This is a genomic window from Caballeronia sp. LjRoot29 (assembly GCF_964252755.1).
Lineage (GTDB): Bacteria > Pseudomonadota > Gammaproteobacteria > Burkholderiales > Burkholderiaceae > Caballeronia.
This window is the reverse complement of sequence record NZ_CAXUPU020000012.1, coordinates 94,973-121,900: the sequence shown is the minus strand read 5'-3', so window position 1 is coordinate 121,900 and position 26,928 is coordinate 94,973. Positions and strand designations below refer to the sequence as shown.

Below are 26,928 nucleotides of genomic sequence, written 5' to 3'. Positions count from 1 at the left end.
CAGTGCGGTTGAGCGGCACAGCGTGAGCGATACCCCCTTCAGGGACTGTCCCAAAGCGAGAAAGCGACGAAACGGCGCACGCTGGAGAATGACTTGAATCATCTTGAGAGAAGTCCGCTAGCGGATCGGGCTCGTAGCGCATGCTGCTACGACAAGGAATTTGCGGCGGCGTCCAGCTACGGTTGATGAGCTAAAAGAAAGTGGTTCCTCACCTCGTTGTAGGCTGTGCGCTCGGCCTGCCGTATTGGCGGCGCAGAATCGCCTCGCTTAAGTCGATTGACCCACTAACATCTGAGATCGACAGGCGGATCAACCGACTGCTCGAAAGATTAGACCGCGACGGCGTATCCTCACGCGCCGCATGACGACCGATGAATCATGGGAAGATCGAAACCGCTGGCGCTGCTTCTCGGTGCGGAAATCCGTCAGAGGTAGCGTGGATGGTCGAACCGACGTTTGGGCTCGACGTTTGATCTATAAGAAGGATAGACACGCTCCCCGTGGTGAGCGCCGGAAATAGGGGAGTAAATGAAAATCCTTTCGAGTGACTTTCTTGTGTCAGAAGGATGCAAGCTCGATTTCCGGACGCGGCCGACGAGGATGGGGCCCGCATATTCGTCAAAGGAACACTATCAAGAGTTGCTCGGAAAGCACGTCGCGCAGCTTAGTTCGCTGCAACAGCTTCTCTATGCATCCAACCGACATGCCATTCTGCTGATCTTCCAGGCAATGGATGCGGCAGGAAAAGATGGCGCCATCAAGCATGTGATGTCTGGCGTGAACCCGCAAGGCTGTCAGGTATTTAGCTTCAAACATCCGAGCACCGAAGAGTTGCAGCATGACTTTCTCTGGCGTACCACCCGTGATTTGCCTGAGCGCGGCCGGATCGGCATTTTCAACAGGTCCTACTACGAGGAGGTGCTGATCACCCGAGTTCACCCGGAGATTCTCAACAGCGAAGGCGTTCCGGGCGTGCGGCTCGACGGCAACGCAATCTGGCATGACAGATATCGTTCCATAGTTGATCTGGAGCGACACCTCCGAGCCAACGGAACCAGCATTATCAAGTTCTTCCTTCATCTCTCAAAGGAGGAGCAGCGAAAGCGCTTCCTTCAACGTATCGACGAACCGGAAAAGAACTGGAAATTGAGTCTCGCGGACGTCGAGGAAAGGAAATTCTGGAAACAATACATGAAGGCCTATGAGGAATGCCTCAATGCGACGAGCACAAGGGATGCGCCTTGGTATGTCGTTCCCGCTGATGACAAGGAAAACGCGCGGCTGATCGTATCCCAGATACTCGTCGATGCACTCAAAGAGCTCAAGATGACCTACCCTGGAACAACCGCAACGCGCCGAAGGGAATTGCAAGCTATACGCAAGCAACTCGCTAAGTAACCATCAGGGTCGACACGCAGATTTTCCGACGGGGCTCGGCGTCACGGAGCTAGCCGGCATCGGCGAGAGCGCCGATCATCGCAACGTGCACCGAATGCCTGATCGTCACCCCCGTCGGAGAAAACATGAACAAGCCCACCGTAGACGAACTGATGGCAGAAGCCTTCCCCCTCGGTCGCGATTCTCACTCTGCCGAGTACATCGCCGGCGTACGCTCGATCTTGGAAAGCCGCATCGAGGGCGTCCCAATCACGCTGCCCTACCAGGTCGGAAGCGCGCAGGCCGATGCTTATGTTGCGGGTCAGCAAGAAGGTAAGGCAATCTGGCGAGAATTGCACGAGGATTGAGCGTCTGCCCGCGACCGTGCGGATGGAGTGACGGTTGAACACCGCAGGAGCGATATGGATAGCGAAGTATCGGGGTGGGATTCTCATAGATGAATGGCTGCTGAAGCAATGTTCTTCGGCCGGGCAGAATCAGATTGCACCCCGTGTCCCGCTTTACGACAAAACAGCGTCAAACATGGATCCATTCCCCAGTAGCAAGTTCCGGGGAAATTAACAGGGCCAATCCGTATCGCTGTTCTGCGGGGAGCGCGCTGCGCAGTGACCGCCGCCAATTTAAGAATTCCCGCATGCATATCACCAAGGCCGACACGATTCTCTACCGATCAAGCCAGATATAGCGAGCTCAATGATACGCGCAGGCCGTGAGCGGCAAAGGCATACAACTGCGAACTGGAGGACCCTATGGCGCAGGAAGCCCGTAAAATTGTCATCATCGGCGGCGGTATCGCGGGGCTGTGCATGGCAGTCTATGCGCGGCAATGTGGTTACCAAGCCGCGGTTCTCGAACAACATCATAGCGCGGGCGGCCTGGTAACCAGCTGGCGGCGAGGTGACTATACCTTCGAGACCTGCTTGCACTGGCTGGTCGGCTCCAATCCGAATGGAGCACTGCACGCGCAATGGCAGGAAGTATGTGACCTCGGCGCGCTCAGGATCATTGATCATGCCGAGTTCGTCCGGATCGAGGATGAGCATGGTGGAGTCCTGCATATCTATACGAACGTCGACCGCCTAGAGGTTGAACTTCTCAGCGTTGCGCCGGAGGACGAAGTCGAAATCCACCACCTCACTGCCGCAATTCGCCGGCTTGTCGACATGCCGATGCCATTGCAGGACGAAGCCTGGCCCACGACAATCCTGACGTGGCTTAAGATGCTCCCGGATCTGCCCCTGCTGTGGCGCTTGTCCCATACACCTCTGTGACCTATGGGCAGCGTTTCCAGCATCCCCTGCTGCGTCGATTCTTCACCGGTGGCGCAACGGGAGGGCTGTCCGCTCTCGCCCTGGTCATGTCATTGGCTTGGATGAGTGGGCGAAACGCCGGCTATGCCATCGGCGGTTCGCAGGCCCTGATCCGCCTCATCGTCGAAAGGTTCGCCGCGCTCGGGGGACATATCCGTTTCGATGCCAAGGTTGTCCGAATCTGCATCGAGAACGATGTCGCTACCGGGGTCGAACTGGAAAGCGGCGAGATCATTTCCGCCGACTGGGTTATCTCCGCCGCAGACGGCCACGCCACGCTCTACGATATGCTTGGCGGAAGATATAGCGACGCGGCATTTGATAATGCATTCGCTAACTACGAGACTTTTCCGTCCTATCTTCAGGTCTCGCTGGGTATGGCGCGCGACCTGTCTCAGGAACCCAGCTACCTGGTGCTCGCGCTCGACGCACCAATTGAGGTCGATCCTCAGACGCGCCTTGAAGAACTGCCGGTGCGCATCTTTAATTTTGATCCGACCTTCGCACCGCTGGGCAAGACCGCCGTCACGTGTTTTCTGCAGACGCGCAATTTCACCTGGTGGGCGGATCTGCAACGTGATGATCCACCGCGCTACCTGACGGAAAAGCAGCGCATCGCCGACGCCGTCGTTACCATTCTGGAGCACCGGCGGCCTGGTTTTAGCTCAGCCGTCGAGGTCATTGATGTTTCGACACCGGCCACGATCATGCGTCTCACCGGCAACTGGCAAGGGAGCATGGAGGGCTGGCTAATGACGCCGGGTACGGGCTTCGGTTCCTTACCGCAGACATTGTTCGGACTGGAACACTTTGCGATGGTGGGACAATGGGTGCAGCCTGGCGGAGGGCTCCCCAGCGGCCTGATGACCGCGCGCGCGGCGATGCACGCCATCTGCCGCCAGGATCACGTAGCGTTTCGGCTCGAGAGCTCCGCAGGAGGGGTAGTCGCGAGCAATGAATAGGAGGCGAGAGCAACAGAATCTTCTTCTCCTGATCAAGGAGCTCGTCGCGGGTGTTCGTGACGTGGTTAAAAAAACATCGACGAAGAGCAGATAAGCAAATATATCACCGACACGGGTTCATTTTTATGCTTGATAAGTGACTATAGAGAGTCGCCTCGCAACGGACGTGGCATCTCAAAAATGATAGTGGAGGTTGATGCGTATCCTGTCGGCCCGCTCGAGGCCTTGCAGCGAAATTCTCCTATTGCCGCGTAAGCCTATTTGGGAGGGCGCTATTTCGCCTTGCGATTCTTCAAGAATATGCACTGCAAACCAATGAGCAGAGACACCATGAGGATTGCAGGGCATTCGCGGTCGCGGCGGCAAAGACAGGTCGTGCGGCGACGGCCGCATTAGTCGAGATAAACGATGCACCCGTGACCGCAATGACATTCCAGCGCGACGCGGGAGGGTGTCACCGGGTGGGCGACGAGCGCGAATGCTGGTGGTGGCATACGTTTTCGTACAGCGTCGACAATATAGCGCGTGAACGTGCTCGCCTTTCGACAGACGAAAAAATGCCGACGAGCACCTGCAACTTCTCTTGGAGGAAGAAAGGGCACGTGACCTTGAACGCATTCGTGACCAATTCAAGGAAAACGTCCTGCAGCCCAGTTTTCATACCATAAACTTATTCGACATGATCTCAAACATGAGGCTTTCCGCCATTCCTCAAGAACGCTAACCTGTAGTTAGCGTTATTTCTCGGCTCTTGCAGCTTATTAGTCGATGAGCGACAGGTGCGGGAAATGGATGCGTTGCTACAAGCGTGGCGGCTAAGGGCAGACGCACCTGAGTTTGATACAGGCCAAGGTGGCCTTCGCATGAAGTTCCTAAGCTGATCACAGGTTGCGTGCCTATAGAGACAATTTCACGTCGACCCGCTCTGTTTGCGTGAGCACCGCAATTCCAAAAATAGCCTATCGATCCTATCGATGTCGCGAGCACTACGGATAGCGCGCGTGCTGCGGAAAATATTCCAAACGTGAACCCCAAAGAGCATATCGATGATCACGCGACTATATGGAGGGTCGGGCGCTGCCCGTCCCAAGAATGGGATTTCACAGGAGCATCCAGATGGCCGAAAAACTGTTGAATTGCCTTACTGATCGGCACTTTCTGCTGTTTGGCACGATCATCCATTGGTTCGCGCGCTACGAATTTCTGATGCAGGCCATCATAGCGAATGTCACAGGGTCGGATGTCGCTGCCATCATGCTGATGACGCGCGACTTGGACTTCAGTAAAAAACACTCGGTCGTGCTCGACCTGCTGCGCCATCGATCCATCCCCATAGATCAACCGGATCGTGTCGGTCAATATTTGACGATGCCGCATACGCGGACACGTCTACGCAACGACATAGCCCATTCGACCTGGATATTGAGCGAATCTCCCCACTTGATCCAGCCGAAATGGATCTTCAGGCTTCCTCCGAGCATCAAACCCGTGCGCGATGATTCCGACGTGTCGGGCGAGCACTATATCGAAAGCAACGAAGACAAACTCTCCTACTCGTTTGATGACCTTGAAGACATTGTCGCAGGGCTGGCTGAAAACTACCGACGGTTTTCAGAGTATCTCCTTCAGGTCGGGCTGATACAGAGATCTGCATTGTCACTTTAGCGACGATCGTAGTATTTTGCCGGAAGGCGGCTGTGTGAAGCGCTTTGTTCGAGAAAGCGATCTAAGCCTTGAGGTATCGAAAGCCGCCGAGCTTGAATAGTGAAGTGCACGTCAGCCGTGTGTTTCAGCGCAGCAGTGCTGCTCCAACATTGGCGAGTCCGCCGATCCGCCGCCGCCCGATCTAATTCGACATAAGCACCGGAATTCGCATCGACGCAAATACTGTGCGGCTCATGCCGCCCAATATCAATTCCTGCCACCGCGAGTGGCCGTATGCGCCCATCACGATGATGTTCGCGCCGAATCCGGATGCAAACGACAATAGGGTTTCCCCAGGCCCAGCACCGTCAACCCCCTGAATTTCTCTATACTCGACTCGTGCGCCTTGCCTTGCGAGCGCGACAAGAAGGTCCGAAACGCAAGCGCGATTATCTCGATCCTCACCTTTCTCATTGATAGTAACCATGACAGTGTGCGTGGCAAGTTGCATCAACGGTAACGCGTCATGAACGGCTCTAGTTGCTTCCCGGCTACCATCCCACGCCACAACGACTTTGGATCCGAGAGGGTTCACCGGACCGGTGCATGGAACAACCAACACTGGTCCGCCAGCAGACAGAACTAATCGCTCCGGGTATCGATCGGCAAGATAGGTTTCGGGGTCGTCCGGGTCGTGCTGACCGGTGATAGTTAGGTCTGCACAGTGCGCATAGCGTGCCAATGAAATGGGCGCATACATTTCATTGGCGACCCAATCGCCTGCGACCTTTGTCTTAGCAAGCCTGGCCCGGAACAGTTTCTCGACTCTCTTGCGACGATCGATGCAGGTTTGCTCTAGCGAAGTGCAATAGCGCTCTGCAGCCGCACGTTCATAATAAAATCTGGGATCCGATGCGTAGTCTGTGAAAACGGCCGATAGATGTGCGCCGAAGCGCTTCGCCAAATGCAGGGCGCAGTCGAGCCGTCGAAGTGTGTGCTCACTCGTGTCCAGTTGCACAACGATGGTCTTGTAACTCATTTCGCGAGCTCCTGTCGTGGGCAATAAATTTGGTGTTTGCAGGACCTACGTCGGTCCTGCGTGACCCAGGCCAACCGAGTGAATTGCGTTACAAGGAGCACCGTACAGTTCCACATAGGAACCATGTCGAGACATAGGGTCAAGGTATATGAATAATTTAGAACTATCCACTTACTGAAAATACCTCAGGCGCTATAGTGTTCCGTCGCTTGATGATTGGCTGTTAAAAAGTCTTTCCAACTGCCCTTGCACGAACCTGTGCAGCTTCGTGGCTGATCATTCGAAAAGGCCGATTCCGTCTCGACCGCACTGAATATGGTTTCCAAGACTATGGCAAAGATTTAGCGCACCGACCGACCTTCTCGCGTCTTTCGAATGATCTCGATACGCGTGTACGAGATCGCGACTATTAGGCCGAAGACGATGTGTAGTCCGCAGTTAGTCCATGTGCGAGCGTCTAGGAACCAGGCAAAAGCAGCCGTCATACCGTAAAAGTTGACGACATAAATAGCCGTCCCGAACAAGGCTCCGGTTAGCGACGCTATTCCTAGACTGGAATCCAAGTTAAACGCCACCATGAGCACCGAAAGAACGACTGCGAACGCTACCGCCAGGATGAAATGAATCGCGAGCGCTACGACCACCATCACTACATCGAATGATGTTGGCCGCACGAAGACACTTTTCCCCAAAGCAATGGCGGCAACCATGCGAGGCGGTCCCCAAACGTTTCCACCCATCGCGACAACGAGTATCGACGCCAAGAGGAGGAGAACCGAGCCGGCCACGATGCCTGAAACTGCAGCTGCACGCCAATTTGGAGATCGGCGCTCAAAGTGGTGAGAATGCAACTTGAGTTCCATTATTACCTCCACTGATAACTACGGCAGGCAACGCATGTCCGAAGAGCTCGGAGCGACTTTGCCCTCGTGAGGGCCTGCGTGGTTACCGCGGCCCGCGATAGGTTTTATTTTCCGTATCCCAGGGAGCTAGATCATGATCTGCGTCAAGATCTAGCGTAACGCCATACTACCCAAGCAGGCTGGTTTCGCAGCTAAATGCGAGCTGGATGACGCCCTCGATCCGGTGGCGACTGTTCGACCATCTTGAAGGTGGACTTGTTTTTTGAGGTGGTTATTTCGTATGAAGTGGGTATCAGCAGCATGCCCGCACGGGTAATCAAAAGGGCGAGCAGCACGGCATCCGTGTTGGTGCCCAAGTCTATGTTTCTGCGGCGGTGAAACACCTCGTGGCCGATCATCGAGCCCATGACGAGAGCCCTCAGCAAACTGAGATTCGAGCGCTTCGATGCAGCAGCGGTGGCCGTCTTACGTGAGCGCGCGACGAAAGCGCCCGTCAATCATCCACGAGGTTTTCTCGAAAAAATCCCTCCATTCTGCGGATACACCTCGATTAGGCCGCGGAAGCGGGGCCGGCCGTTTGATCGGCACCTGCTTCGCTAGTACTGTCTGCGGTCTGCACCATCGAGCATGGATGGACGCTGTCGCCACTCGCGGATGCCGGCAGCTCGACAGACTCGAGATACGTTGGTACATCGCATCGCCAGTGGAGCGTTTCTTCGATCCGGCGACGCAACGCATCGGCGGCGGCAGGCTCTCCGTGGGTGATGAAGGTGCGCTCGGGCATCGCTGACATAGCCCCCAACCACGCCAGGGTCTCCTGATAGTCGGCGTGCGCCGACAGCGAAGAAATCGATTCGACTGAAGCGTGAACCGGTACATATTCGCCGTGAATTTTAATGCTCGGGGCGTGGGCCGCGAGTGCGGCGCCGCGGGTGCCCGCGGCTTGGTAGCCGACGAGCGCGATCGTATTGCGGCTGTCAGGTGCGAACGCCTTCAAATGATGCAGCACGCGCCCGCCTGTTGCCATCCCGCTGCCGGCGATGATTACCATCGGGCCGTGCCGGCTGGCTACCGCTTTCGATTCATCGACGGTACGCACAATCTCGGCCGCATGACTAATCGCATTGGCTTGCGTCGTTGTCAGCCGGTGTTCATCCAAGTGATGCTCGTAGAGCTCAGTGACGCTGGTTGCCATTGGGCTGTCGAGATAGACGGGTACGTCGGCCATCCGACCAGTCGCTTTCAACTGCGCGATGTAGTAGAGGATGGACTGCGCGCGACCGACTGCAAAGCAGGGAATCACGACCACGCCGCCACGCCTGAACGTGCGCGCGAAGATGTCCGCGAGTTCGGCAGCCGGATCGGTCGTGCTGTGCAGACGGTCCCCATAGGTCGATTCGACTACCAGGTAATCGGCGTGACGGAGCGGCAACGGCGCACGCATGATGGGGTCATCCGGACGGCCGAGATCGCCCGAGAAGGCGATCACCTTGCCCTCCATGCAGAGCACAACGCTTGCGGCGCCCAGAATATGGCCAGCCGGCAGCAAGCGGAAAGACGTGCGGTCGTTCAGTTTCATTGGCGCGTCGAAGTCGCGTGGCACAAGCAGCTGCAGTGCTTCTTCTGCATCTTTGAGCGTGTAGAGCGGTAGTGCAGGATGATGCTTCGAAAAGCCGTGCCGATTGGCAAAATCCGCTTCCTCTTCCTGCAGCTTCGCGCTGTCGCGCAGCATCACGCCGCACAGATCGCGGGTACCACTGGTGCAGTAGATCGGTCCGCGATATCCCATGCGCGCAAGTACGGGCAAGTAGCCGCTGTGATCAAGATGCGCGTGCGTCAGAATGACGCCGTCAAGCGTATCGGTTGGGACGGGAAACGCACTCCAGTTACGCAGGCGCAGGTTCTTCGTGCCTTGGAACAGGCCGCAGTCTATCAGCAGCCTAAGACCCGCACCCTCGAGAAGGTACTTCGATCCGGTGACGGTCTCTGTTGCACCGAGGAATGTCAGTTTCATAAGAAGGCCTTCTACACGGGTGGAGTGCGATATGTCAGGTGGAGATTGGAGCTGCTAGTATCGTGAATTGGGGTTTCGCTCAATCTCCATGTTGTCGTCTGTATCACAGATAGTACGGCTACTAGACAAGGGCCGTTTGCAGAGTTGCTCATAGCTTGTGACGGATGCTTGTGTCTTCAGCTTCGACGGACACTGGCCGTCCTGACGATGATCCTGTCGGTGTCTCATGATTACGCTGTACGAACAGGATGCGCTGCAAATCCAGGCACGCGTCCTTGTATCAGGCGCACGCTCGCATTTCCATGTTCCGAGCATTTTCGAGGGATATGCGTCTTTAATGCCGTCGATCAGGGTGATCTCCGATAAACCGGTAGACATGTTCGCCGTTGATTGTGCTGCTGACAGCCCGATCACAATGCACTTTCATAAGCACGCATCGTTTGGCACCGGACTTTAGGCGGGAAAACGCACCAGATACCGTCATCGTGCCGGAAGAAAAAAATTGCAACGGCACCTTCCGTGCGAAGTGTCTCGACGCGTATACAGCGCTCCTGATTGGCATGTGTGCGACCGAATCGGGTTATGCGAACCGGCGTCTCCGCAGTTGGCGCAAACCATTTTTCGACCAGCAAACGCAGAGACTGTTCTCCGATGTTCATTTGTGGCTCCTTCAACATCGTTTCCGTTGATTTGAACTGCCCTTACCGTGTTCGTCCACTACTCGGCTTTGGTGACACTGAGAAGAGTCGTCCCGCATAGTTCGAATCGGGGTCAGGCGGGTGTGCCGAGAGGATCGCGCAGACTTGGTCTGGCAATTTCTAACTCAGCAGAGCCGGGTCGTGCGAAGGGCTTCGGCGAAACGCCTGAACGATGCGATGGACCCGGCGATGCTCTGGTACTTCTCTCGGCCAATCTGTCCGTCAAGCGTGATCAGCATGCCGGCCTCACGTGCAAGCGTGAGGATGTCATCGAACTCGCCGCGCGCTGAGTCGGGGTCGTGTTTCCCCGCAGGCGTAGGGACGGATTGTGCAAAAGCGGGGTGGTTCAACATGATCGATCTCCTTGTATCGTCCGTTGACGGGTGCGATGTCCCGTGACGGTAACAGTCGTTGGACGTGCGTATCCATGGACTTAAGTATTGTTCACCGGCATCGGGAATCAAATCAGGCGGCGCTGAACTTGGTGTAAGCCATCGGGCAGTCGTGTCAGTGTTTTCCTACACAATGCACGGACGTGAACCGCATCCCCTGTCGTTACGTATTAGGGTCCGTGAAGTTGCATGTCAGTCGGGGTTCTGCGCAGTGCAGAGAGATCGCGTGGTACACCTCGTCGCGTAGCCGGGTCACGGCAGGGAAGTCATTACCATCGGGTAGGACTGGCGCAAGCAGTGTCAACGCGATGCGGCCACGGCGTGGCAACCAATTCCCATCGGGCAGTATTGCGCGCACGCCTGCCAGCGCGACCGGTATGACGGGTCGCTTCGTCACGCATGCAGCGCGGAACGCGCCCAGATGAAAGGTGCGCAACCCTGCGGCGCGACCGAACGTACCTTCCGGAAAGAACAGCAGGGTGTCGTCGGCGCTTGCCCGATCGATGAGACGGGCCTCGTCTTCGAGGCTGCCTCGATAATCACGCCGCTCGACGAAGCACGTTCCGATCGCACGCAGGAATCGCCCGACGAAACGCTGGTCGTTCAACTCTCGTTTCGCCACGAAGCTGACAGGTCGAGGCAGCGTCGCGAGCAATACGAGACCGTCGAGATAGCTCGTATGGTTGGCGGCCATGATCACGCGTTCCGGCCCGATGGTTCGTGAATCAAAGTTGTTTTCAACGTGCAGTCCGATAATCCGCAGAAAAAGGCGGCACGCACTCGCGCTCAGTTGCCAGTTGCGGCGCGTGTCCGGATGCAGGACGACCATGCACCATACGACGGGAGCGATTGCGGCAAGAGCGGCCCAGCAGTAGGTGCCATAGGCAACATGCGCGACCTGGCGGCCGCAACGTTTCAACACGGGCGCTATGCTGTCGCGTGCGAGATCCGCTAGTTGCCGCCATTGCGGGCGCGCGGCCAGTCTTTGTCCGCTGCGTTGGAGCAGTTCGAGTGTCGCTGCGTGACGAATCTTGCCGCTCGGGGTCTTCAGGATGCTGAGCGGTGGGACAAGGCTCACCTGTTCGGCTGGTGCGCTGAGTAGCGCGATCGTGACAGCATTAATGTGCGCTACAAGTTGCGTACGCACGGTGGAATCGGTCTCGGCGGTCTCAGCGAGGATTACGACGCGCTCGGTGCCGCTCAATGGATCAGTGCTTCCGCACACCGCAACACAGTTCGAGCGAATACCCGGCATGCGGCCGATTGCATCCTCGAGCTCTTGGGGAAAGAAATGCCGGCCCCCGCGAATGATCATGTCTTTGGTGCGTCCTGTGATAAACAATTCGCCGTCAGCGAAGTAACCCAGGTCGCCGGTATCGAGCCATCCATCGTGTATCAGACGCGCAGTCTGCTCGGGATTGCGATAGTAGCCGGAAGTGGCCGATGTACCCCGAAATTCGACGCGTCCGACACGCCGCTCTGGCAGTTCGAGGCCATACGCATCGACGATCCTCGATTCGGTGCCCGCGAGCGGCTGTCCGCAACCGACGAGCTCGATGAAGTGATCCCCACTCATCGCAGGAAGCGCCGTCTGTGTCGCCCCAAGCGGTTCGCGCTGGATTTGGTCGATACGCAGGCCGCGCCCGGGTGGCGGGAACGTCAACCCCAGCGTATTTTCGGCGAGGCCATACACCGATGTCAGCGCGTGCTCGTCGAACCCGTAGGATTTGAAGCGCGCGGCGAACGCTCGCATGGTATCCGGACTGACCGGTTCCGCGCCGCAAAAGGAGAAGCGCAACGAAGAAAGATCGAGGCCATCAAGGTCCGCCTCGTCGAGGTGGCGGGCGCAGCGCTCGTAGGCGAAATTGGGTGCGGCAGTGATTGTGCCGCGATATCGGTCGATTGCGCGCAGCCAACGCTCCGGGCGCGCGAGGAATGTGAGCGGCGACATCACTACGAGCGTTATGCCGAAATACATTGGCGCAAACCAGGCGCCGATCAGACCCATGTCGTGATAGAGCGGCAGCCAACTGACCAGCACGTCGTTCGCATCGACCTGCATCTTCTGCCCCATCGCGCGAATGTTCGCGAGGAGATTGGCGTGCGTGAGCATGACGCCTTTCGGATTGCCCGTGCTACCCGAGGTGTATTGCAGCAACGCGATGTTTTGTGGATCTGGCATGACGGGCTCTTCCGTCAGATCAGTGCCGATGCTACAGACAGACGGTACTTGGGGCATTCGAACAAGTTGCCGATTCCCTGAGGGCGTTGGAACACGATGCACAGGCACTGCAGGCGCAGGTTGAAGCACGGCACGACGCTGCGCAAGCGCTGTATCTGATACAGGCGAACTACCGCGCGGGAACGGTTGGCTACCTCGATGTGCTGATAGCCGACGTGCAATACCACCAGGCGACTCTTGCCTATCTGCAAGCCGTCGCACAGCGTCATCAAGACACGGTTGCCTTGTTTGTCGCGCTCGGTGGGGGATGGTGGAACGATAAAGATCCGGCAGGCGAGGGCCAGACGCGATGAAATATGCCGGTGTCATGCGTATAGGGTTCAAGCTGTTGGTCAACGACAAGGCCAAGTTCTCTGCGCTGCTGATAGGGATCACGTTCGCCGTGTTTTTAATGGTGCAGATGACGGCTATGTTTGCTGGCATCCTTAACCGTGCTTATTCGACGGTCACCAATATTGGTGCGACGATATGGATCATGGACCCGGCCGTCAACACGCCCACCACCTCATTTCCTCTGCCCGATTATTTGCTGGACGCGGTGCTCAGCATGGACGGGGTTAGTTACGCGGTGCCGCTCTTTATCGGCGGCGCACAGGTTAAGCTCGCCGATGGCACCTATCAAGCTGTAAGCGTAGTCGGTCTGGACGACGCGAGCTTGTTCGGCCGCCCGGACATGGAAAAAGCCAACATTCTGGATATTTACGCCGACGACGCATTCATGGTGGTCAACGACTCGGAATTCTCGAAAATGGAGAACCCGAAGATCGGTACGACGTTCGAACTGAACGACCATCGCGGCGTGATTGTCGGCGTCGCCCGGGTTGCCGCCAACGGATTGAACGGCGTACCGACGCTGTACACGACCTACAACCGGGCCATCCAATACATTCCGGGGACGCGTTTCACCATCTCCTACGTACTCGTGCAGGCGAAGAGCAAAGCCGACATCCCGCGTATCAAGCAGCAAGTGGCAAAACTCGGTTATCTCGCCCTGACCAAAGATGAGTTCAACCAGCGCATTGCCGACTATTACACCTACCAGACAGGCATTGGCACCAACATCCTGTTGATGACCATCATCAGCTTTATTGTTGGACTTTCCATTTCCGGACAGACCTTCTATACGTTCATCCTGGAGAACCTGGATAAGTTCGGTGCGCTCAAGGCAATCGGGGCAAAGGGGCGTGAACTGGTGTACATGATTCTGTTCATGGCGACCTTTACGGCGCTCACAGGATATGGTCTCGGGATTGGTCTGGTGACACTGGTGATTGCTATCGCGAGAAATATGTTGCCCAACTACGCCGCGATCACGACATTCTGGAATTTGGGATTAGCATTCGGTATGGTCGTGCTGATCGCGGGGATATCCAGCTACATCGGGGTGCGCAAGGTACTCAAGATCGAGCCCTTCGATATTTTCAGGGGGTAGCGCGACCTGCATCGCAAAGGCCCTCAGCTACGACAATCACAGGACCTATATGGGGAGCACGGGCTGGCGAGCTTGCTTACTCAGGGAATTGAGTCAATGAATCGAGTCAATGGCCTTGGGGAGGTCTGCAAGTTTAACGGTTCGTGAGCCAGATCAACAACATGCGCGATGCAATCTCTAGGCTAAGAGCTTAATGTGACAGGACCGGAGTGGCTGCGAACATGAAACGGTTGACCTTACTGGTGATCACGCTCGCTAGCCTCGTGGCTTGCGCAGGCGGCGGGACGCGCAACGATAATTACGCGGAAGACGCAGAGTTGCAGGTTGCATACGAACAGACATCGATTGCTTGCGTTGGACAGAAGTCCTGTGAGTCTATTTGGCAGCGGACCAGAGACTACATAGTTCAACATTCGACGACGCCGATTCGAAGGGCTGACAACGACGTTATCGAGACCAAAGAGCCCCATCAGTTTGGTGTGCTTTATATATGGGCATCAAAGACGTCCATGTCGGGTGATCGAGTCTCCTCAACAATCAAGATAAAGGTGATGTGCCGCGGCATGTACGAAAGCGATGGTAGCCGTGGCTGGATGTATGGCACTTGTGCCGGGCAGGTGGCACAGGTGGAACGCGGCTTTCGACACTTTGTGGCAGACGACGATTGACACTCCGCTCCTGGCTTGTTCCGGTCCAACGGTGGAGACAGGCGCGTGCTGATTGGACGACGCGACATCGGGTCAGCCTGTCCGATCGTGGCGGTTGCCCTATCGCCGACGCATGCTCCATCGGGAGCTAGTATGACCAACGGCCGTGGAGGTTTTGTGAATGAGAAAGTACGTCACCTGCTGGCTCGAATAAGCGCTCTGGAAGACGAACTGAAGACAACGCTGCATGACAGGGAGATCCCGCTCTTCTACCACGTCAACGGCAAGCGAATCGAGTTCGACGCTTCTGTAAGCGCTGCGCATCGCGCGTCGAGGACCGGACTATTTCGCTGGGTTCTCGAGAGCCGTCCGTCCACGATTTTGGTCGCGCCGGTGATCTACGGGTTGATCGTGCCGCTTCTGATATTCGATCTGGGGCTCACCGTCTATCAAATTATCTGTTTCCCGGTGTATAAGATCGAGAAAGTCAAACGCTCGGACTATATCGCCACTGATAGATGGCATTTAGGCTATCTGAATTTCATGGAGAGATTTAATTGCTTATATTGCGCCTATGCAAATGGAATCATTGCCTACGGCACCGAGATTGCAGCTCGTACTGAGCAATACTGGTGTCCCATCAAGCACGCCAACCGGGTGCTTGGGACTCACGCCAGGTATGAGAAATTCATTGTCTACGGAGACGCCGTGAGCTATCAGCAACAGCTTTCCGAATTTCGCGCGGCGTTATCGAAGGATTCCGGCAGGCCGAAGGTTCCCGGCGAGTCCCCGCTGGATTGAGACGGGTGTTGCCGCGGCCTGAAACGAGCGACTCGGTCTGGCAAGCCCTGGCGCCACGGTGATGAGCGTCGGCGGTGGCGCGCGCGGCGAAAAAGCCATGTAGTTATGCATTGACATAGCTCAACTTCGGTAAGGGACCCCGAGCCTATTCTGCTGCTTGGAAAGCCCTCGGAACGAACGCCGGAGCAGCGCAATGGACCCCATATCCAAACGTAATACGCATCCGTGGTTGACCAGACTCGCGCAAGCAACAGTCCTGGGTGCAATACTCGCAATCGGCATAACGTGGGCGGGCTCGATCGCTGATCACCCGATTGACACAGCGATCACGGCGGGGATGACGTCGCCCGCGTGCGCCGAGGTCCGGGCCATGGCAGCCGGTTCGCTGCTGTCGGCATCGCTGCCGAACAACGATATCTGCCGATCCTTTTTTCTTTATCGCGCAACGTTCTCAGACGCAACGAATGACACAGGCACTTATGCGGCGTCCGTTATGCAGGACCGTATAGACGAGTTCTGGCAGCTTGTCGGCTACGTAGCCGTGCCGTCACTTGTCGTGGTCTGGACAATCTTCATGCTGGCGGCGGCCGCAAGTGGCGCGTATCGCAGGAGGGAGCGGGACATCGCGCCGCGGCAAGGACATTCGAACCGATGCGAAGCAACGCGCGCCTCGCAGTGACACAAATGCTGTGCAATCCGATAGTTCGCGGACTAAGGGCATTGAGCCTTGCCGGTGCAGCTTCGCCGGATACGAACACTGCAGGCCGACGCGGCCGGGCGAGCCGGGTTCCTGGAGCCGGCTCCGTCGCACCTGCCCCAAGCCAATGACTATTGAAGGAATCGCCAATGGATACCCGTTCCCGGACCGACGTCAACGACAACCGCGCATTTATACCGCAACCGGTTGCCGGTACCTCCTGCAGTCCCTTTCGCGCACTGGATCACACGAAAGAGGCCGCGATAGCTCGCCTCACGGGCGGCCTGTCCCCTGCGGCGTTATCGCTGGCCGTGGCCGACTGGTTTATCCATCTCTCGGTTGCACCAGGAAAGCGCGCGGAGCTCGCTTCGCTGTATGCTGCGAACGGCCGCGTGATACGTGACTACATGCTCCGTTCGTTGACAGGCGCCGCTTCCTCTCCGCTGGCAGAGCCTGCGCCCGCAGACCATCGATTCCGTGCCGACGTGTGGCAGACCGAGCCCTACAGGCTATGGTCCCAGATGTTCCTTCTTACGGAGCAGTGGTGGCAAGCTGCCACTCATGACGTGCCGGGTGCGACCAAGCACCACGAAAACGTCGTGGGCTTCGGTGCACGTCAGTTGCTTGACATGGTGTCGCCGACGAATTCGCCATTCACCAACCCCGAAGTGATTGAGCGAACCCAAGCTACGCTCGGCGGCAATCTCCTGCGGGGCGCCCGCAACATGCTCGAGGACGCGCGTCGTCAAGCGGGCGGTGAAACTGCTGCCGGAGCCGATCAGTTCAAGGTCGGCGTCGCTCTTGCGGTGACGCCGGGGAAGGTGGTCTTTAGCAACCATCTGATCGAACTCATCCAGTACAGTCCTGCCACTGAAAAGGTGATCGCCGAGCCCATTTTGATTGTGCCCGCGTGGATCATGAAGTACTACATCCTCGATCTTTCGCCGCACAACTCGCTGATCCGCTTCCTGGTCGCTCAGGGCTATACGGTGTTCTGTATTTCGTGGCGCAACGTCGGGGCCGAGGACCGGAACCTGAGCCTCGAAGACTACCGCACGCTCGGCGTCATGGCCGCGCTCGACAGCATTAATGAGATCGTGCCGGAGCAACGGGTCCATGCGACAGGGTATTGCCTTGGTGGCACGCTGTTGTCGATTGCGGCGGCAGCAATGGCAGGTGTCGGCGACGAGCGGCTTGCCTCGGTGTCGCTCTTTGCCGCACAGACGGACTTCACGGAACCCGGCGAGCTGCAACTGTTCATCGACGACAGCGAGGTCTACTTCATTGAAAGCATGATGTGGTCAAAGGGTTATCTCGATGCAAGCCAGATGTCGGGTGCATTTCAGATGCTGGAGTCAAATGACCTCCTTTGGTCGCGCGTCATCCACGACTACATGCTGGGCGAGCGTACGCCCATGTTCGACCTGATGGCGTGGAATGCCGACTCAACTCGCATGCCGTATCGGATGCACTCGGAATACCTGCGGCAACTGTTTCTCGACAATGACCTTGCCGCAAGCCGTTATCAGGTTGACGGACGGTCGATCTCGTTGCGCAATCTTCGTGCACCCATGTTTGTGGTCGGCACGGATCGCGACCATATCGCGCCTTGGCGCTCGGTGTACAAGGTCCACTACCTGTCGAGCACCAACATCACGTTCGTCCTCACGAGCGGGGGCCACAACGCAGGCATCGTCAGCGAGCCGGGCCACGCCAACCGTCAGTTCAGGATTGAGTACACGGCGGCCACAGACCTTCGCATCGGGCCCGATGAATGGATTGCAGCTGCACAATCGCGGGACGGTTCATGGTGGCCCGCATGGACCGACTGGCTCGCCGCCCAATCGAGTGCGGAAACCGTCGCGCCGCCGCATATGGGGCCGCATGCTCAAGACCTTACATCCCTGCCGGACGCGCCCGGCACCTATGTGCTTCAGGATTGAGGATATTCATGGACGACAATCTCCTTCACAACCGCACCTTCGATGAACTCGCGATCGGGGAATCAGCGTCGCTTGTGCGCACTGCCGGCCAGGACGACATACAACTGTTCGCCGCGATGTCGGGGGACGTTAATCCCGCGCACCTGGACGCAGCCTTCGCCGTGAACGATATGTTCGGTCATGTCGTCGTGCAGGGCATGTGGACAGCCGGTCTTATCTCTGCATTGCTGGGCACGAGACTGCCTGGACCGGGCACGATCTATCTGGATCAGGATCTGCAGTTCCGACATCCGGTTGTACCCGGAGACGTGGTGACTGCGACGGTGAGCGTCAAGGAAAAACGCGCGGACAAACGAATTGTGCTGCTCGATACGCGTTGCACCAACCAGCGCGGCGACGTAGTGCTGACAGGCATGGCCACGGTGATTGCGCCGGCCGAGTCTATCGTGTGGCCGCGGATCGCACGCCCGGATGTCTCGGTGCGAAGCCACGATCGCTATGACGCCTTCATTCGCGAAGCACGGATGCTGCCTTCCCTGCGCGTGGCGATCGTCCATCCGTGTTCCGCCGATGCGATCAAGGCCGCCATCGAGGCCCGCAATGAAGGGCTTATCGATCCAATCCTGATTGGCCCTGAAGCTAAGATACGCGCGGCTGCTGAACTGGCTCAGGTGAGTCTGGATGGAGTGACTATCGAGGCCGTCGAACACAGCCATGCGGCCGCCGCGCGCGCGGTCGAACTGGGAGCGGCGGGGAGAGTCGCCGCACTGATGAAGGGCAGTCTGGAGACGCACGAATTACTATCAGCAATCGTGAGTCCGGCGTCCGGCCTGCGGACAGAGCGGCGCATCAGCCACGTCTACGCGATGGATGTGCCCGCCTATCCGAAGCCTCTTTTCATTACGGACGCGGCGGTCAACGTCACGCCGTCGCTCGAGCAGAAACGCGATATCTGTCAGAACACAATCGACCTGCTGCACTTGCTGGGTATCGAGCAGCCGCGCCTCGCCGTCCTTGCGGCAATCGAAACTGTCAACCCGCGCATGCAGACCACGCTGGACGCGGCTGCTCTCACCGTGATGGCTGCACGCGGCCAGATTCGCGGTGCGCTCGTCGACGGCCCGCTCGCCTTCGATAACGCCATCAGTCTTGCCGCGGCAAAAACCAAGGGTATCGCTTCAGCAGTCGCCGGCCAGGCCGACATCCTGCTCGTGCCCGACCTGGAAGCAGGCAACATGCTCGCGAAGCAACTGATGTACTTTGGCGGCGCCGATGCGGCGGGCCTTGTGCTTGGTGCGCGCCTGCCGATCATCATGACAAGCCGTGCTGACAGCTTGCGGGTGCGGTTGGCTTCCGTGGCGCTCGCAAGGATCGTCGCACAACGTACGCTTGGCAAGAGGGTGCTACCAACATGAGCAGCCCGCTGATGCTAACCTTTAACGCTGGTTCATCGTCAGTCAAAATAGGCTTGTTTCAGGTCTCCGCTAATGGTGCGACGCGGACCGGCCAAGGCACGATCGACTTCCGGCACACGCCGCTCTCGCTGCATCTGGTCAACGGCGACACGGTTCACGACATCGCGCTGCGATCGGCCGTCACCGAAGACCTGCACGAAGTGCTGGACGAAACGCTCAACTGGTTCGCGACACACTTCCCGATGGCAGATGTCGTCTCGGTGGGGCATCGCGTAGTGCACGGCGGCGACACGTTTTCCGGGCCTGTCGCGATCACAAACGAAACGCTCGCCACTATCGAATCGCTGATACCGCTCGCGCCGTTGCACCAACCGCAGAGCGTGCGGCTGATTCGTGCGGTTCGACACCTGAGGCCCCACCTCGTGCAATCGGCCTCATTCGACACTGCCTTTCATCGCACGCAAACGGATCTTGTACGCCGCTTCGCGCTACCGCGCCGTTTCTTCGACGAGGGCGTCAAGCGTTATGGTTTTCACGGCCTCTCGTACCGGTTCATCGCGGAGTCCCTCGCCCGCAAGTTTCCCCAGATCGCAAACCGGAACGTGATTGCGGCGCATCTCGGCAGCGGCGCGAGCCTGTGTGCGATGAGCTCAGGCGCGAGCCGGGACACCAGCATGGGATTTTCGACCCTCGACGGTATTCCGATGGCAACGCGCTGCGGGGCGCTTGATGCTGGCGTCGTCCTTTATCTGCTTCAGCAGCAAGGCCTGAGTGCAGCCGAAATCGAAAAGATCCTGTACGAACAGTCCGGATTACTCGGGATCTCAGGATTGAGCGCGGACAGCCGCGAGTTGAGCGCTAGCAACCAGCCCGAAGCACGCGAAGCACTCGAACTGTTTGCGTTTCGGATTGCGGGTGAAGCAGGCCGGCTTGCCACCACCCTTGGCGGCCTGGATTGCCTGATCTTTACCGCCGGTATCGGCGAACACCAGCCTGAGGTCCGATCAGCCATATGCGAGCGACTCGCGTGGTTCGGCGTCGAAATCGATCACCGGGCTAACGCGGACAACGCAAGCGTCATCAGTTCGGAACGGAGTCGCATTGCCGTGCTGGTGCTCGAGACCGACGAAGAGCAGATCATCGCGAACGAGGCCATTTCGATTCTTCACAGCGAGGGAGTAACAGTATGAACGACATCATCGATTTATCCGGCAAGCGTGGCCTGGTCATTGGCATTGCGAATGAACATAGCATTGCCACCGGCTGTGCGCGCCTGTTTCGACTTGCCGGCGCGGACCTCGCGATCACCTATCTGAACGAAAAGGCCGAACCGTACGTGCGCGCCGTCGCCGAAACCCTGCCGGCAGCGCTCATCATGCCCTGCAATGTCAGTGTGCCGGGCGAGCTCGAAGCCGTGTTCGAAAGGATCAAGAGGGAGTGGGGGAAACTGGACTTCGTGCTCCACTCGATCGCCTTCGCGCCCGCTGGCGACCTTCACGCGAGCCTTGCCGATTGCTCTGCAGAGGGGTTCGCCCTTGCGATGGACGTGTCCTGCCATTCATTCATCCGCATGGCGAAGATGGCGCTGCCTCTGATGACCGATGGCGGCAGCCTCATGACCGTCAGTTTCTACGGCGCCGAACGGGCCGTCGATCACTACAACCTGATGGGACCGGTCAAGGCGGCGCTCGAATCAAGCGTGCGTTACCTCGCAGCCGATCTCGCGGCCCGGCGGGTTCATGTTCACGCAATCTCCGCCGGCGCGGTGAAGACGCGTGCGGCGTCGGGTCTGGATCACTTCGATGTGCTGCTCGACGAGGTCCGTGCGCGAACCCCTGCGCAGCATCTTGTCACGATCGAGGAGATTGGGCGTATCGCAGCCGTGCTCGCCAGCGACGTCGGCATGACGCTCACTGGTTCGACCATCTACGCTGACGCCGGTTTTCATGTGGTGGCCTGACGCACGCTCGGTTTTCATCGACGGTTCAAGGTGAATATGCGTGACATCATTCGCCTGGATAACGCAGATAGCGTGCGCGTAGCAACCCGAAACGACCCAACTCTTCCGCCTCGAGCGCTTCGAGGGTTTCGCGATCCGCCCCTTGGCGGATGGCTTGCCATATCGCTTTTGAGCCAACGGCATCGCGTGTGGCTTTGAGGTCGAAGGTTTGGGGATATAGACGTAGCAGCGCGGAGAGCAGTGCCAGTCCGAGGCGAGCCGTTTGTCGTGACGGTTCATGAGAGACGATGCTAACCCCGTGGCAAAGTTCGCCGCGATAGGCGGACTCGGTGGGCACGAAGTCGACTGGCTCGAAGCGGGCTCCGGTGTCAAGGTCGTTCAGGGTTTGGGCCAGGCGCACGCCGTCGATCCAGGGTGCACCGATCCACTCGAAAGGGTGCGGCGTGCCGCGGCCGACGCTTACGTTGGCGCCTTCGAGCAGCGCGACGTCCGGGTATAGATCGAGCTGGGACGCGGTGCGCAGGTTCGGTGACAAAGGCACCCAACCAAGTCCGGTATCAGCTATGCGCATCGAGCGCTGGTACCCATGCATCGGAATGACTCTCAAGTCCGCGCCAATAAGCCGTTCCTGATTAAAGAGCGCTGCAAGTTCTCCTACGGTCATGCCGGGCAACAGAGGTAATGGGAAAAAGCCTGTGAACGACTCGTGTCCGGAGTCCAGCACGGGTCCGCCGAAGCGCTCGGCACCAAGCGGATCGGGACGATCGAGTACAAAGAGTGGAATCTTCCGGCGTGCTGCGGCTTCAAGTGCGTAGCCAAGCGTGGTTTCGTAAGTGAAGAAGCGAACCCCGGCGTCCTGAATGTCGAAAACCAGTGCGTCGAGCCCTTCGAGCGACGCGTCCGAAAAGCGCTGGCTGTTTCCATAAAGGCTGTGCACGGCGAGGCCCGTAGCAGCGTCGTGGGAGTCACCAATGCGTTCGTCCCGGTTCGTGTCCAGCCCATGCTCTGGCGCGAACAATGCCGCAAGCGTGATGCCCGGCGCTTGTTCGAGTACGTCGATCGTACGCCTGCCATTCGCATCAAAGCCGCTGCGGTTCGTAACCAGTCCGATTCGCAGACCCGACAGCGGAGCGAACTGCTGGTCCTCGAGAACATCGATGCCGGTTTTGAGCGGACCGGTCGACACGGGCAGGATGGACGCCGCGGCAATCGCGGGAGCGGTCCATGGAAGTCGCTGTTCAACATCCCGGATATCGATCTCGGGCTCGCGGCTCGCCAGCAATCCAAGCACTTGCTCACGAAGCGGCCGAGCATCGCCTTTATCATCCGGATACACGCGGTTCGTGAGGATAATGACCCACTTTTGGGATACAAAGTCGATCCAGATTCCAGTGCCGGTATAGCCCGTGTGACCGATCGATCCGACGGGAGGCAATCGGTCCCGATTGGAAGCGAGTGGGGCGCTCAATTCCCATCCCAGACCCCGCAACGGCAGTATCGAAGAGGGCGACGCGGGCGTTGCAAGCGCCGTGACACTCGACGTCTTCAAGATCTGCACCTCGCCAGCGCGTCCGTTGTTCAAGATCATCTGCGCGAACCGGGCGAGGTCTTGCGCAGTGGAGAAGACGCCGGCGTTACCAGACACGCCACCCATCGCGGAAGCGAGAGGATCGTGAACACGACCCCGGCGCATGCCTTCGCGGTCGGCCGTCGTCGCAGCGCTGCGCAACGCATGTTCACTGTCAGGAAGGTAACCGGTGTCGGCCATTCCGAGCGGATCGAATACGTGAGTTCGACAGTAGCGATCAAGCGAGCGGTGTGTGATTCGCTGCACGAGCTCGCCTAGTACCACGAAATTCAGATCACTGTAGATCACGCGAGTGTCGGGTTCGGCATGCAGGCGCTCGGCGGCAACGTCTCGCAAGACGCTTGCTGGAGTCGCTGCAGCAGGCAGCACAGGCAAGCCGGGGCGCAAGCCCGAGGTATGCGCAAGCAGTTCGCGCACGGTCACATGTTGCTTTCCATTCGCAGCAAATGCAGGCCAGTAGCGTGCGGCGGGCGCGTCGAGTTGCAGTTGTCCATCTTCGACCAGTTGCAGGATTGCCGTGGTCGTCGCAATGGCTTTTGTAAGGGACGCGAGGTCGAACACCGTGTCAACGGTCATTGGCTCCGGGCGCTGCCCAGCCACGCGAAGTCCAAACGCTTTTTCATACGATATGCCATGCGCGTCGCCCGTCACCACCACTGCGCCCGGGGACCTGCCTGCCTCAATCTGCGCCGCTACGATGAGATCGAGTTGAGCGCGTGCGACAGCGTCCAGTTCACCGCACTGGGCGCCACTTGCGGCGAGCAGGAACGAGCATAGAAGGACGCGGTGCCATAAACGACTCAGCGCGGAAGCTCGGCGGCGTCGTACTGGTTTCGAGGATTCCATAACATCCATCCATCCGTACTGGATGCGTCGGCGGCTTGCGTCTGTGCGCGAATCGCCTCCGCATTGAAATCTCGATGATCGAACGCGTAGTCCCTGAACGCCTGCAGCCACGGCCGGAAGCGCACGCCGGGAAGACCGGTGCGCCGCTGGGCTTCGGCGAGCGAGCGGCGCACGATCTGGCCGGGATCGTCGACCGGCTTCGTGCAGCCGGGCAGCCCCCACGTGAAGCCGGAGGGATAAAGCATCGGTGAAATATAGTCTAGCGCAGCGCCCAGCGTCTGGATGTCCTGACCGATCGCCGTGTCGTCGAGATTCCAGCAGACGTAACCGAAGATGTCCGCCGACACAAACACGTTATAGGGTGCGAGCCGTTCACGAGCAGCCTTCAGAAAGCCGACGATCGCGGCGGTCCGGTTTGCACGTGTGTTCGGCAGCGCGAACTGAAGGCCGCTGGCATCGGGGAAACGCACGTAGTCGAACTGGATCTCGTCGAAGCCCAGGCGTGCCGCTTCCTCCGCGATGTCGAGATTGTGTTTCCAGACGTCATGTGAAAAAGGGTCCATCCATTGCAGCTTTTCGCGGTCGCGCCACGGATGACCGGCGGCGTCATGAACAGCCCAGCCAGGATGTGCATCAGCAAGTGGATCGTCCTTGAACACCACAATGCGGCCGATCAGATAAAAGTTCTTTCGATGCAGCTCGGCGAGTACCGCCGAGAGGTCTTTTGCGACGGGCGCACGCGTCTTGAGTTGAGCGTTGGCTCCGATCGCCTCGCGCGCCTCGCTAGGGTACGGCGTAAGACCGCGGTCGCCTTTGACGTCGATGACCAGCGCGTTGATCGCCGTACTGTCCCGCAGGTTGACGGCCGCTTCGCGCAGGGACGGGCTGTTCACGCCATAGACGGATAGATACACCGCCTTCGGACGAAAGGGTGTCAGGATAAGCGTGACGGGCTCGTCTCCAGAGACTGCGGCTCGTGTGCGCAGGTAACCGGGCGAGCGCGCCGCGATGCTTGTTCCCGGACGTTCCACTGTGAAGCTTCCGTCGCGGCCGGCCAGGATGGTTCCCGACGCGGTGGTGACAATAGCCTCGGCAACCGGCAATCGAGTAGTCGCATCGATCACGACGCCGGTTACAGCAATGGCCCCCGGGCTGACGAGCAGCGCAACGACCGAAAGGCCGGTGCTCGCGACTCGCCAGAAAACACTTGGCCACCTCATGGCCGGGACTCTGACGCGGTTACCGATCGCCCTTCGGTCTCGCCGAGCAGCCGCGCGAATGCGCTCGCGTTATACGCGTCGATGATGAGAAAACGCGGCAGTGCCAGCATTGCTGATTGTCTTTTGACAGCGTGGCCGTCCAGCGTGAAAGCAGCGACATATCCTTCGCTGGCAGCAAGCGCCATAAGCGGGGCGTCGTAGATGCCGAACGGCCACGCGAGCATGTCGACGTGACCGCCGACCTCAGCCTCGATACGCGTTCGGGATCGCTGCAGTTGCGCACGAACAAACTGGATGAACTCAGCTGGCGAAAGCCGCTTGCGCTCGATCTTGAAATTGGGATGCCAGTAGGTATGGGACTGGACGTCGAACAATCCGGTCTGCTTGAGTGTGCGTAGCTGATCCCACGTAAGCGCGTAGGACGCGTTCGAAATAGCCGATGGATAAACGAACAAGGTGACCGGCAAGCGGTCACGGATTGCGATTGGCCGTAGTATATCGAACACCGAACGATGGCCGTCATCCACGGTAAGCACTGCGGTCTTGGGTGGCAATGTCGCAGTGGGGTCGTTCAGCCACTTGATGACATCGCGCAAAGGAACGACCTGATAGCCGTGCGTACGCAAGGATTGCAATTGCGCCTCAAACGTGTCGGTGCGTACGGTCATCGAATCCTGAGCGGTAAGCGCAAAGCGATGATAGACGAGGATCACGACATGCGCTTCGCTCGCTGAGGCGTGCACTGAGGATGTCACCACCAACCACGCGAACGCCAGCATTCGCAGCAGCCGGAAACTGAGCGCCCGGTTCATCGGTTCGCTCGCGGGAGCAGGACCAGGGCAGATTGCCCTGACACAACCTTGCAAAGGCAGGGCAGATGAAGCGCAAGCGTGACGTGTGGCGTCGCATCTACCTTGAGAGAGAACCGCGTTACCTTTGCTAAGGCAATTGCACGCGCATTGGGGCGCCCCATCAACTTGGCTGACATATTTTCTCGCGGATGCTTTGATGCATTGGGCGCACCTTGGATGGCGTTGCGTTCTTTAATTGCTTAATGTTGCACCCTTGCTGCACCTGCAGGCATGACTTAGATCAAATGTCAGTGCCCGGCGCCCCCTCGTTGGCGGCTTCTCAAACCGGTCGTCCGGAGGGGGCGAGAAGACACACAGAAGAACGGTGCGCAATCCCAGCTATAGGTGATTCGCGAGTGTTTCTAGATTCAGAATCGCGCAACCTAGGTCTTGGCGTCATCTAGACGACGCTCCGATTCAAACCGGAAGTGGCCGCTACGCATCAGCAGTTCTTTCGTATGCACTTCGCGTAACAGGTTTCGCGCCATGCGTTCGATTTGTGATCGGTGCTGGTTGAATGCGTCGAGCAGGTCAGCTGCACTCGATGATGTGGCGCCAAAATGGTCTTCGAGCGCTTCTGCCGATCCTGCGCAGTCGATGTCTTCCCCATCGACACGCGTAGCAAAGCCGACAGTGAGGTTCCATCCACGGTACTCAGGCGGTAACGATGGGAAAGTGATATGCATCTCTGACATTCCGCTACTGTAAATGGCGTTGCTGATCGAAGAAAGTTCGTGCAGCGGGCCTATTTTGCATAGCAGCGAAACCTTCGATCCCCAGGTCCGATGCGCTGACGTGCGCTCCGGAATTTTCGGGAATACTTGCCGCGTCGTCCTGCGCACACGCAACGAGCCTTGCCCTTGTATCGCGCTGCGTTCATGTCAACTTTGAAACCCGTGCCGACGCGGCGAGATATGGGGTGCATCGAGCGGATCGAAAGTGCTCGCCTCATCAAGGGAAATAAAA

The 26,928-nt window shown here is 58.2% G+C and carries 24 protein-coding genes and 1 pseudogene; 14 read left to right on the top strand and 11 right to left on the bottom strand.

The genetic code is table 11. From position 1 onward, the window contains the following. Positions 1 to 528: 528 nt before the first annotated feature. The 5 genes from ACSQ83_RS15905 to ACSQ83_RS15885 all read left to right on the top strand — a co-directional run bounded on the left by ACSQ83_RS15905 (position 529) and on the right by ACSQ83_RS15885 (position 5,335). Positions 529 to 1,398, top strand: coding sequence for an ADP-polyphosphate phosphotransferase (locus tag ACSQ83_RS15905; protein WP_436228815.1), 870 nt, complete (start codon positions 529 to 531; stop codon positions 1,396 to 1,398). 125 nt (positions 1,399 to 1,523) lie between these two features. Further along, the gene (locus ACSQ83_RS15900; RefSeq protein WP_436228814.1) at positions 1,524 to 1,745 is read left to right on the top strand and encodes a hypothetical protein; all 222 of its coding nucleotides are present in this window, start codon (positions 1,524 to 1,526) and stop codon (positions 1,743 to 1,745) included. A 402-nt stretch (positions 1,746 to 2,147) separates the two neighbouring features. Then, entirely contained in the window at positions 2,148 to 2,669 is a 522-nt protein-coding gene (locus ACSQ83_RS15895; protein WP_436228813.1) for an FAD-dependent oxidoreductase, read from the top strand. Beyond that, positions 2,666 to 3,670, top strand: coding sequence for a phytoene desaturase family protein (locus ACSQ83_RS15890; protein ID WP_436228812.1), 1,005 nt, complete (start codon positions 2,666 to 2,668; stop codon positions 3,668 to 3,670). The genes ACSQ83_RS15895 and ACSQ83_RS15890 overlap by 4 nt, the downstream gene beginning before the upstream one ends. A 1,116-nt stretch (positions 3,671 to 4,786) precedes the next feature. Beyond that, complete coding sequence (locus ACSQ83_RS15885) at positions 4,787 to 5,335, top strand: hypothetical protein (protein WP_436228811.1); 549 nt, start codon at positions 4,787 to 4,789, stop codon at positions 5,333 to 5,335. A 181-nt stretch (positions 5,336 to 5,516) separates the two neighbouring features. Here the strand turns inward: ACSQ83_RS15885 and ACSQ83_RS15880 are convergent, their stop codons facing one another. The 7 genes from ACSQ83_RS15880 to ACSQ83_RS15850 all read right to left on the bottom strand — a co-directional run bounded on the left by ACSQ83_RS15880 (position 5,517) and on the right by ACSQ83_RS15850 (position 12,502). Next, a complete protein-coding gene (locus ACSQ83_RS15880) occupies positions 5,517 to 6,353 on the bottom strand; it encodes a universal stress protein (protein WP_436186623.1) in 837 nt (278 codons plus the stop codon). A 341-nt stretch (positions 6,354 to 6,694) separates the two neighbouring features. Next, the gene (locus tag ACSQ83_RS15875; protein WP_436228810.1) at positions 6,695 to 7,216 is read right to left on the bottom strand and encodes a hypothetical protein; all 522 of its coding nucleotides are present in this window, start codon (positions 7,214 to 7,216) and stop codon (positions 6,695 to 6,697) included. 191 nt (positions 7,217 to 7,407) lie between these two features. Then, complete coding sequence (locus ACSQ83_RS15870) at positions 7,408 to 7,623, bottom strand: hypothetical protein (protein ID WP_436186621.1); 216 nt, start codon at positions 7,621 to 7,623, stop codon at positions 7,408 to 7,410. A 143-nt stretch (positions 7,624 to 7,766) separates the two neighbouring features. Beyond that, entirely contained in the window at positions 7,767 to 9,230 is a 1,464-nt protein-coding gene (locus ACSQ83_RS15865; RefSeq protein ID WP_436228809.1) for an MBL fold metallo-hydrolase RNA specificity domain-containing protein, read from the bottom strand. Positions 9,231 to 9,640: 410 nt separating this feature from the next. Further along, entirely contained in the window at positions 9,641 to 9,889 is a 249-nt protein-coding gene (locus ACSQ83_RS15860) for a hypothetical protein (RefSeq protein WP_436186619.1), read from the bottom strand. Positions 9,890 to 10,053: 164 nt separating this feature from the next. After that, positions 10,054 to 10,281, bottom strand: a complete 228-nt coding sequence (locus ACSQ83_RS15855) for a hypothetical protein (protein WP_436228808.1) — start codon at positions 10,279 to 10,281, stop codon at positions 10,054 to 10,056. A 202-nt stretch (positions 10,282 to 10,483) separates the two neighbouring features. Continuing rightward, on the bottom strand, positions 10,484 to 12,502 hold the full coding sequence (locus ACSQ83_RS15850) for an AMP-binding protein (protein WP_436228807.1): 2,019 nt from the start codon (positions 12,500 to 12,502) through the stop codon (positions 10,484 to 10,486). 32 nt (positions 12,503 to 12,534) lie between these two features. Between ACSQ83_RS15850 and ACSQ83_RS15845 the strand changes: the two are divergent. The 9 genes and pseudogenes from ACSQ83_RS15845 to fabI all read left to right on the top strand — a co-directional run. Continuing rightward, positions 12,535 to 12,855: pseudogene (locus ACSQ83_RS15845) on the top strand (TolC family protein); the annotation flags it as partial. Beyond that, positions 12,852 to 13,994 (top strand): ABC transporter permease, encoded by a 1,143-nt coding sequence (locus ACSQ83_RS15840; protein WP_436228806.1) that lies wholly within the window; start codon positions 12,852 to 12,854, stop codon positions 13,992 to 13,994. The pseudogene ACSQ83_RS15845 and the gene ACSQ83_RS15840, both read left to right, overlap by 4 nt. 221 nt (positions 13,995 to 14,215) lie before the next feature. Then, positions 14,216 to 14,662, top strand: a complete 447-nt coding sequence (locus ACSQ83_RS15835) for a hypothetical protein (protein WP_436186596.1) — start codon at positions 14,216 to 14,218, stop codon at positions 14,660 to 14,662. A 132-nt stretch (positions 14,663 to 14,794) separates the two neighbouring features. Then, a complete protein-coding gene (locus ACSQ83_RS15830) occupies positions 14,795 to 15,442 on the top strand; it encodes a hypothetical protein (RefSeq protein ID WP_436228805.1) in 648 nt (215 codons plus the stop codon). Positions 15,443 to 15,635: 193 nt separating this feature from the next. After that, positions 15,636 to 16,121 (top strand): hypothetical protein, encoded by a 486-nt coding sequence (locus ACSQ83_RS15825; protein WP_436186594.1) that lies wholly within the window; start codon positions 15,636 to 15,638, stop codon positions 16,119 to 16,121. Between the two features lie 167 nt (positions 16,122 to 16,288). Further along, positions 16,289 to 18,082, top strand: a complete 1,794-nt coding sequence (locus ACSQ83_RS15820; protein WP_436228804.1) for a PHA/PHB synthase family protein — start codon at positions 16,289 to 16,291, stop codon at positions 18,080 to 18,082. A gap of 8 nt (positions 18,083 to 18,090) precedes the next feature. Further along, positions 18,091 to 19,497, top strand: a complete 1,407-nt coding sequence (locus ACSQ83_RS15815; protein WP_097275537.1) for a bifunctional enoyl-CoA hydratase/phosphate acetyltransferase — start codon at positions 18,091 to 18,093, stop codon at positions 19,495 to 19,497. Next, positions 19,494 to 20,687, top strand: a complete 1,194-nt coding sequence (locus ACSQ83_RS15810) for an acetate/propionate family kinase (protein ID WP_436228803.1) — start codon at positions 19,494 to 19,496, stop codon at positions 20,685 to 20,687. The genes ACSQ83_RS15815 and ACSQ83_RS15810 overlap by 4 nt, the downstream gene beginning before the upstream one ends. An 8-nt stretch (positions 20,688 to 20,695) precedes the next feature. Further along, complete coding sequence (gene fabI / locus ACSQ83_RS15805; RefSeq protein WP_179841460.1) at positions 20,696 to 21,457, top strand: enoyl-ACP reductase FabI; 762 nt, start codon at positions 20,696 to 20,698, stop codon at positions 21,455 to 21,457. A 46-nt stretch (positions 21,458 to 21,503) separates the two neighbouring features. Here fabI and ACSQ83_RS15800 read toward each other — a convergent pair whose 3' ends face one another. From ACSQ83_RS15800 to ACSQ83_RS15785, 4 genes are all read right to left on the bottom strand, one after another. Further along, entirely contained in the window at positions 21,504 to 23,891 is a 2,388-nt protein-coding gene (locus ACSQ83_RS15800) for a serine hydrolase (RefSeq protein ID WP_436228802.1), read from the bottom strand. Then, positions 23,846 to 25,111, bottom strand: coding sequence for a putative glycoside hydrolase (locus ACSQ83_RS15795; RefSeq protein WP_436228801.1), 1,266 nt, complete (start codon positions 25,109 to 25,111; stop codon positions 23,846 to 23,848). Before ACSQ83_RS15795 ends, ACSQ83_RS15800 begins: the two co-directional genes overlap by 46 nt. Next, positions 25,108 to 25,923, bottom strand: coding sequence for a polysaccharide deacetylase family protein (locus ACSQ83_RS15790; RefSeq protein ID WP_436228800.1), 816 nt, complete (start codon positions 25,921 to 25,923; stop codon positions 25,108 to 25,110). Before ACSQ83_RS15790 ends, ACSQ83_RS15795 begins: the two co-directional genes overlap by 4 nt. A 422-nt stretch (positions 25,924 to 26,345) precedes the next feature. Beyond that, positions 26,346 to 26,648, bottom strand: coding sequence for a DUF1488 domain-containing protein (locus ACSQ83_RS15785; protein WP_436228799.1), 303 nt, complete (start codon positions 26,646 to 26,648; stop codon positions 26,346 to 26,348). Positions 26,649 to 26,928 lie beyond the last annotated feature (280 nt).

Coding starts and splice junctions, on each gene's coding strand:
- ACSQ83_RS15905 (WP_436228815.1), top strand. CDS start 529: ATGAAAATCCTTTCGAGTGACTTTCTTGTGTCAGAAGGATGCAAGCTC.
- ACSQ83_RS15900 (WP_436228814.1), top strand. CDS start 1,524: ATGAACAAGCCCACCGTAGACGAACTGATGGCAGAAGCCTTCCCCCTC.
- ACSQ83_RS15895 (WP_436228813.1), top strand. CDS start 2,148: ATGGCGCAGGAAGCCCGTAAAATTGTCATCATCGGCGGCGGTATCGCG.
- ACSQ83_RS15885 (WP_436228811.1), top strand. CDS start 4,787: ATGGCCGAAAAACTGTTGAATTGCCTTACTGATCGGCACTTTCTGCTG.
- ACSQ83_RS15880 (WP_436186623.1), bottom strand. CDS start 6,353: ATGAGTTACAAGACCATCGTTGTGCAACTGGACACGAGTGAGCACACA.
- ACSQ83_RS15875 (WP_436228810.1), bottom strand. CDS start 7,216: ATGGAACTCAAGTTGCATTCTCACCACTTTGAGCGCCGATCTCCAAAT.
- ACSQ83_RS15870 (WP_436186621.1), bottom strand. CDS start 7,623: ATGGGCTCGATGATCGGCCACGAGGTGTTTCACCGCCGCAGAAACATA.
- ACSQ83_RS15865 (WP_436228809.1), bottom strand. CDS start 9,230: ATGAAACTGACATTCCTCGGTGCAACAGAGACCGTCACCGGATCGAAG.
- ACSQ83_RS15860 (WP_436186619.1), bottom strand. CDS start 9,889: ATGAACATCGGAGAACAGTCTCTGCGTTTGCTGGTCGAAAAATGGTTT.
- ACSQ83_RS15855 (WP_436228808.1), bottom strand. CDS start 10,281: ATGTTGAACCACCCCGCTTTTGCACAATCCGTCCCTACGCCTGCGGGG.
- ACSQ83_RS15850 (WP_436228807.1), bottom strand. CDS start 12,502: ATGCCAGATCCACAAAACATCGCGTTGCTGCAATACACCTCGGGTAGC.
- ACSQ83_RS15840 (WP_436228806.1), top strand. CDS start 12,852: ATGAAATATGCCGGTGTCATGCGTATAGGGTTCAAGCTGTTGGTCAAC.
- ACSQ83_RS15835 (WP_436186596.1), top strand. CDS start 14,216: ATGAAACGGTTGACCTTACTGGTGATCACGCTCGCTAGCCTCGTGGCT.
- ACSQ83_RS15830 (WP_436228805.1), top strand. CDS start 14,795: ATGACCAACGGCCGTGGAGGTTTTGTGAATGAGAAAGTACGTCACCTG.
- ACSQ83_RS15825 (WP_436186594.1), top strand. CDS start 15,636: ATGGACCCCATATCCAAACGTAATACGCATCCGTGGTTGACCAGACTC.
- ACSQ83_RS15820 (WP_436228804.1), top strand. CDS start 16,289: ATGGATACCCGTTCCCGGACCGACGTCAACGACAACCGCGCATTTATA.
- ACSQ83_RS15815 (WP_097275537.1), top strand. CDS start 18,091: ATGGACGACAATCTCCTTCACAACCGCACCTTCGATGAACTCGCGATC.
- ACSQ83_RS15810 (WP_436228803.1), top strand. CDS start 19,494: ATGAGCAGCCCGCTGATGCTAACCTTTAACGCTGGTTCATCGTCAGTC.
- ACSQ83_RS15800 (WP_436228802.1), bottom strand. CDS start 23,891: ATGGAATCCTCGAAACCAGTACGACGCCGCCGAGCTTCCGCGCTGAGT.
- ACSQ83_RS15795 (WP_436228801.1), bottom strand. CDS start 25,111: ATGAGGTGGCCAAGTGTTTTCTGGCGAGTCGCGAGCACCGGCCTTTCG.
- ACSQ83_RS15790 (WP_436228800.1), bottom strand. CDS start 25,923: ATGAACCGGGCGCTCAGTTTCCGGCTGCTGCGAATGCTGGCGTTCGCG.
- ACSQ83_RS15785 (WP_436228799.1), bottom strand. CDS start 26,648: ATGCATATCACTTTCCCATCGTTACCGCCTGAGTACCGTGGATGGAAC.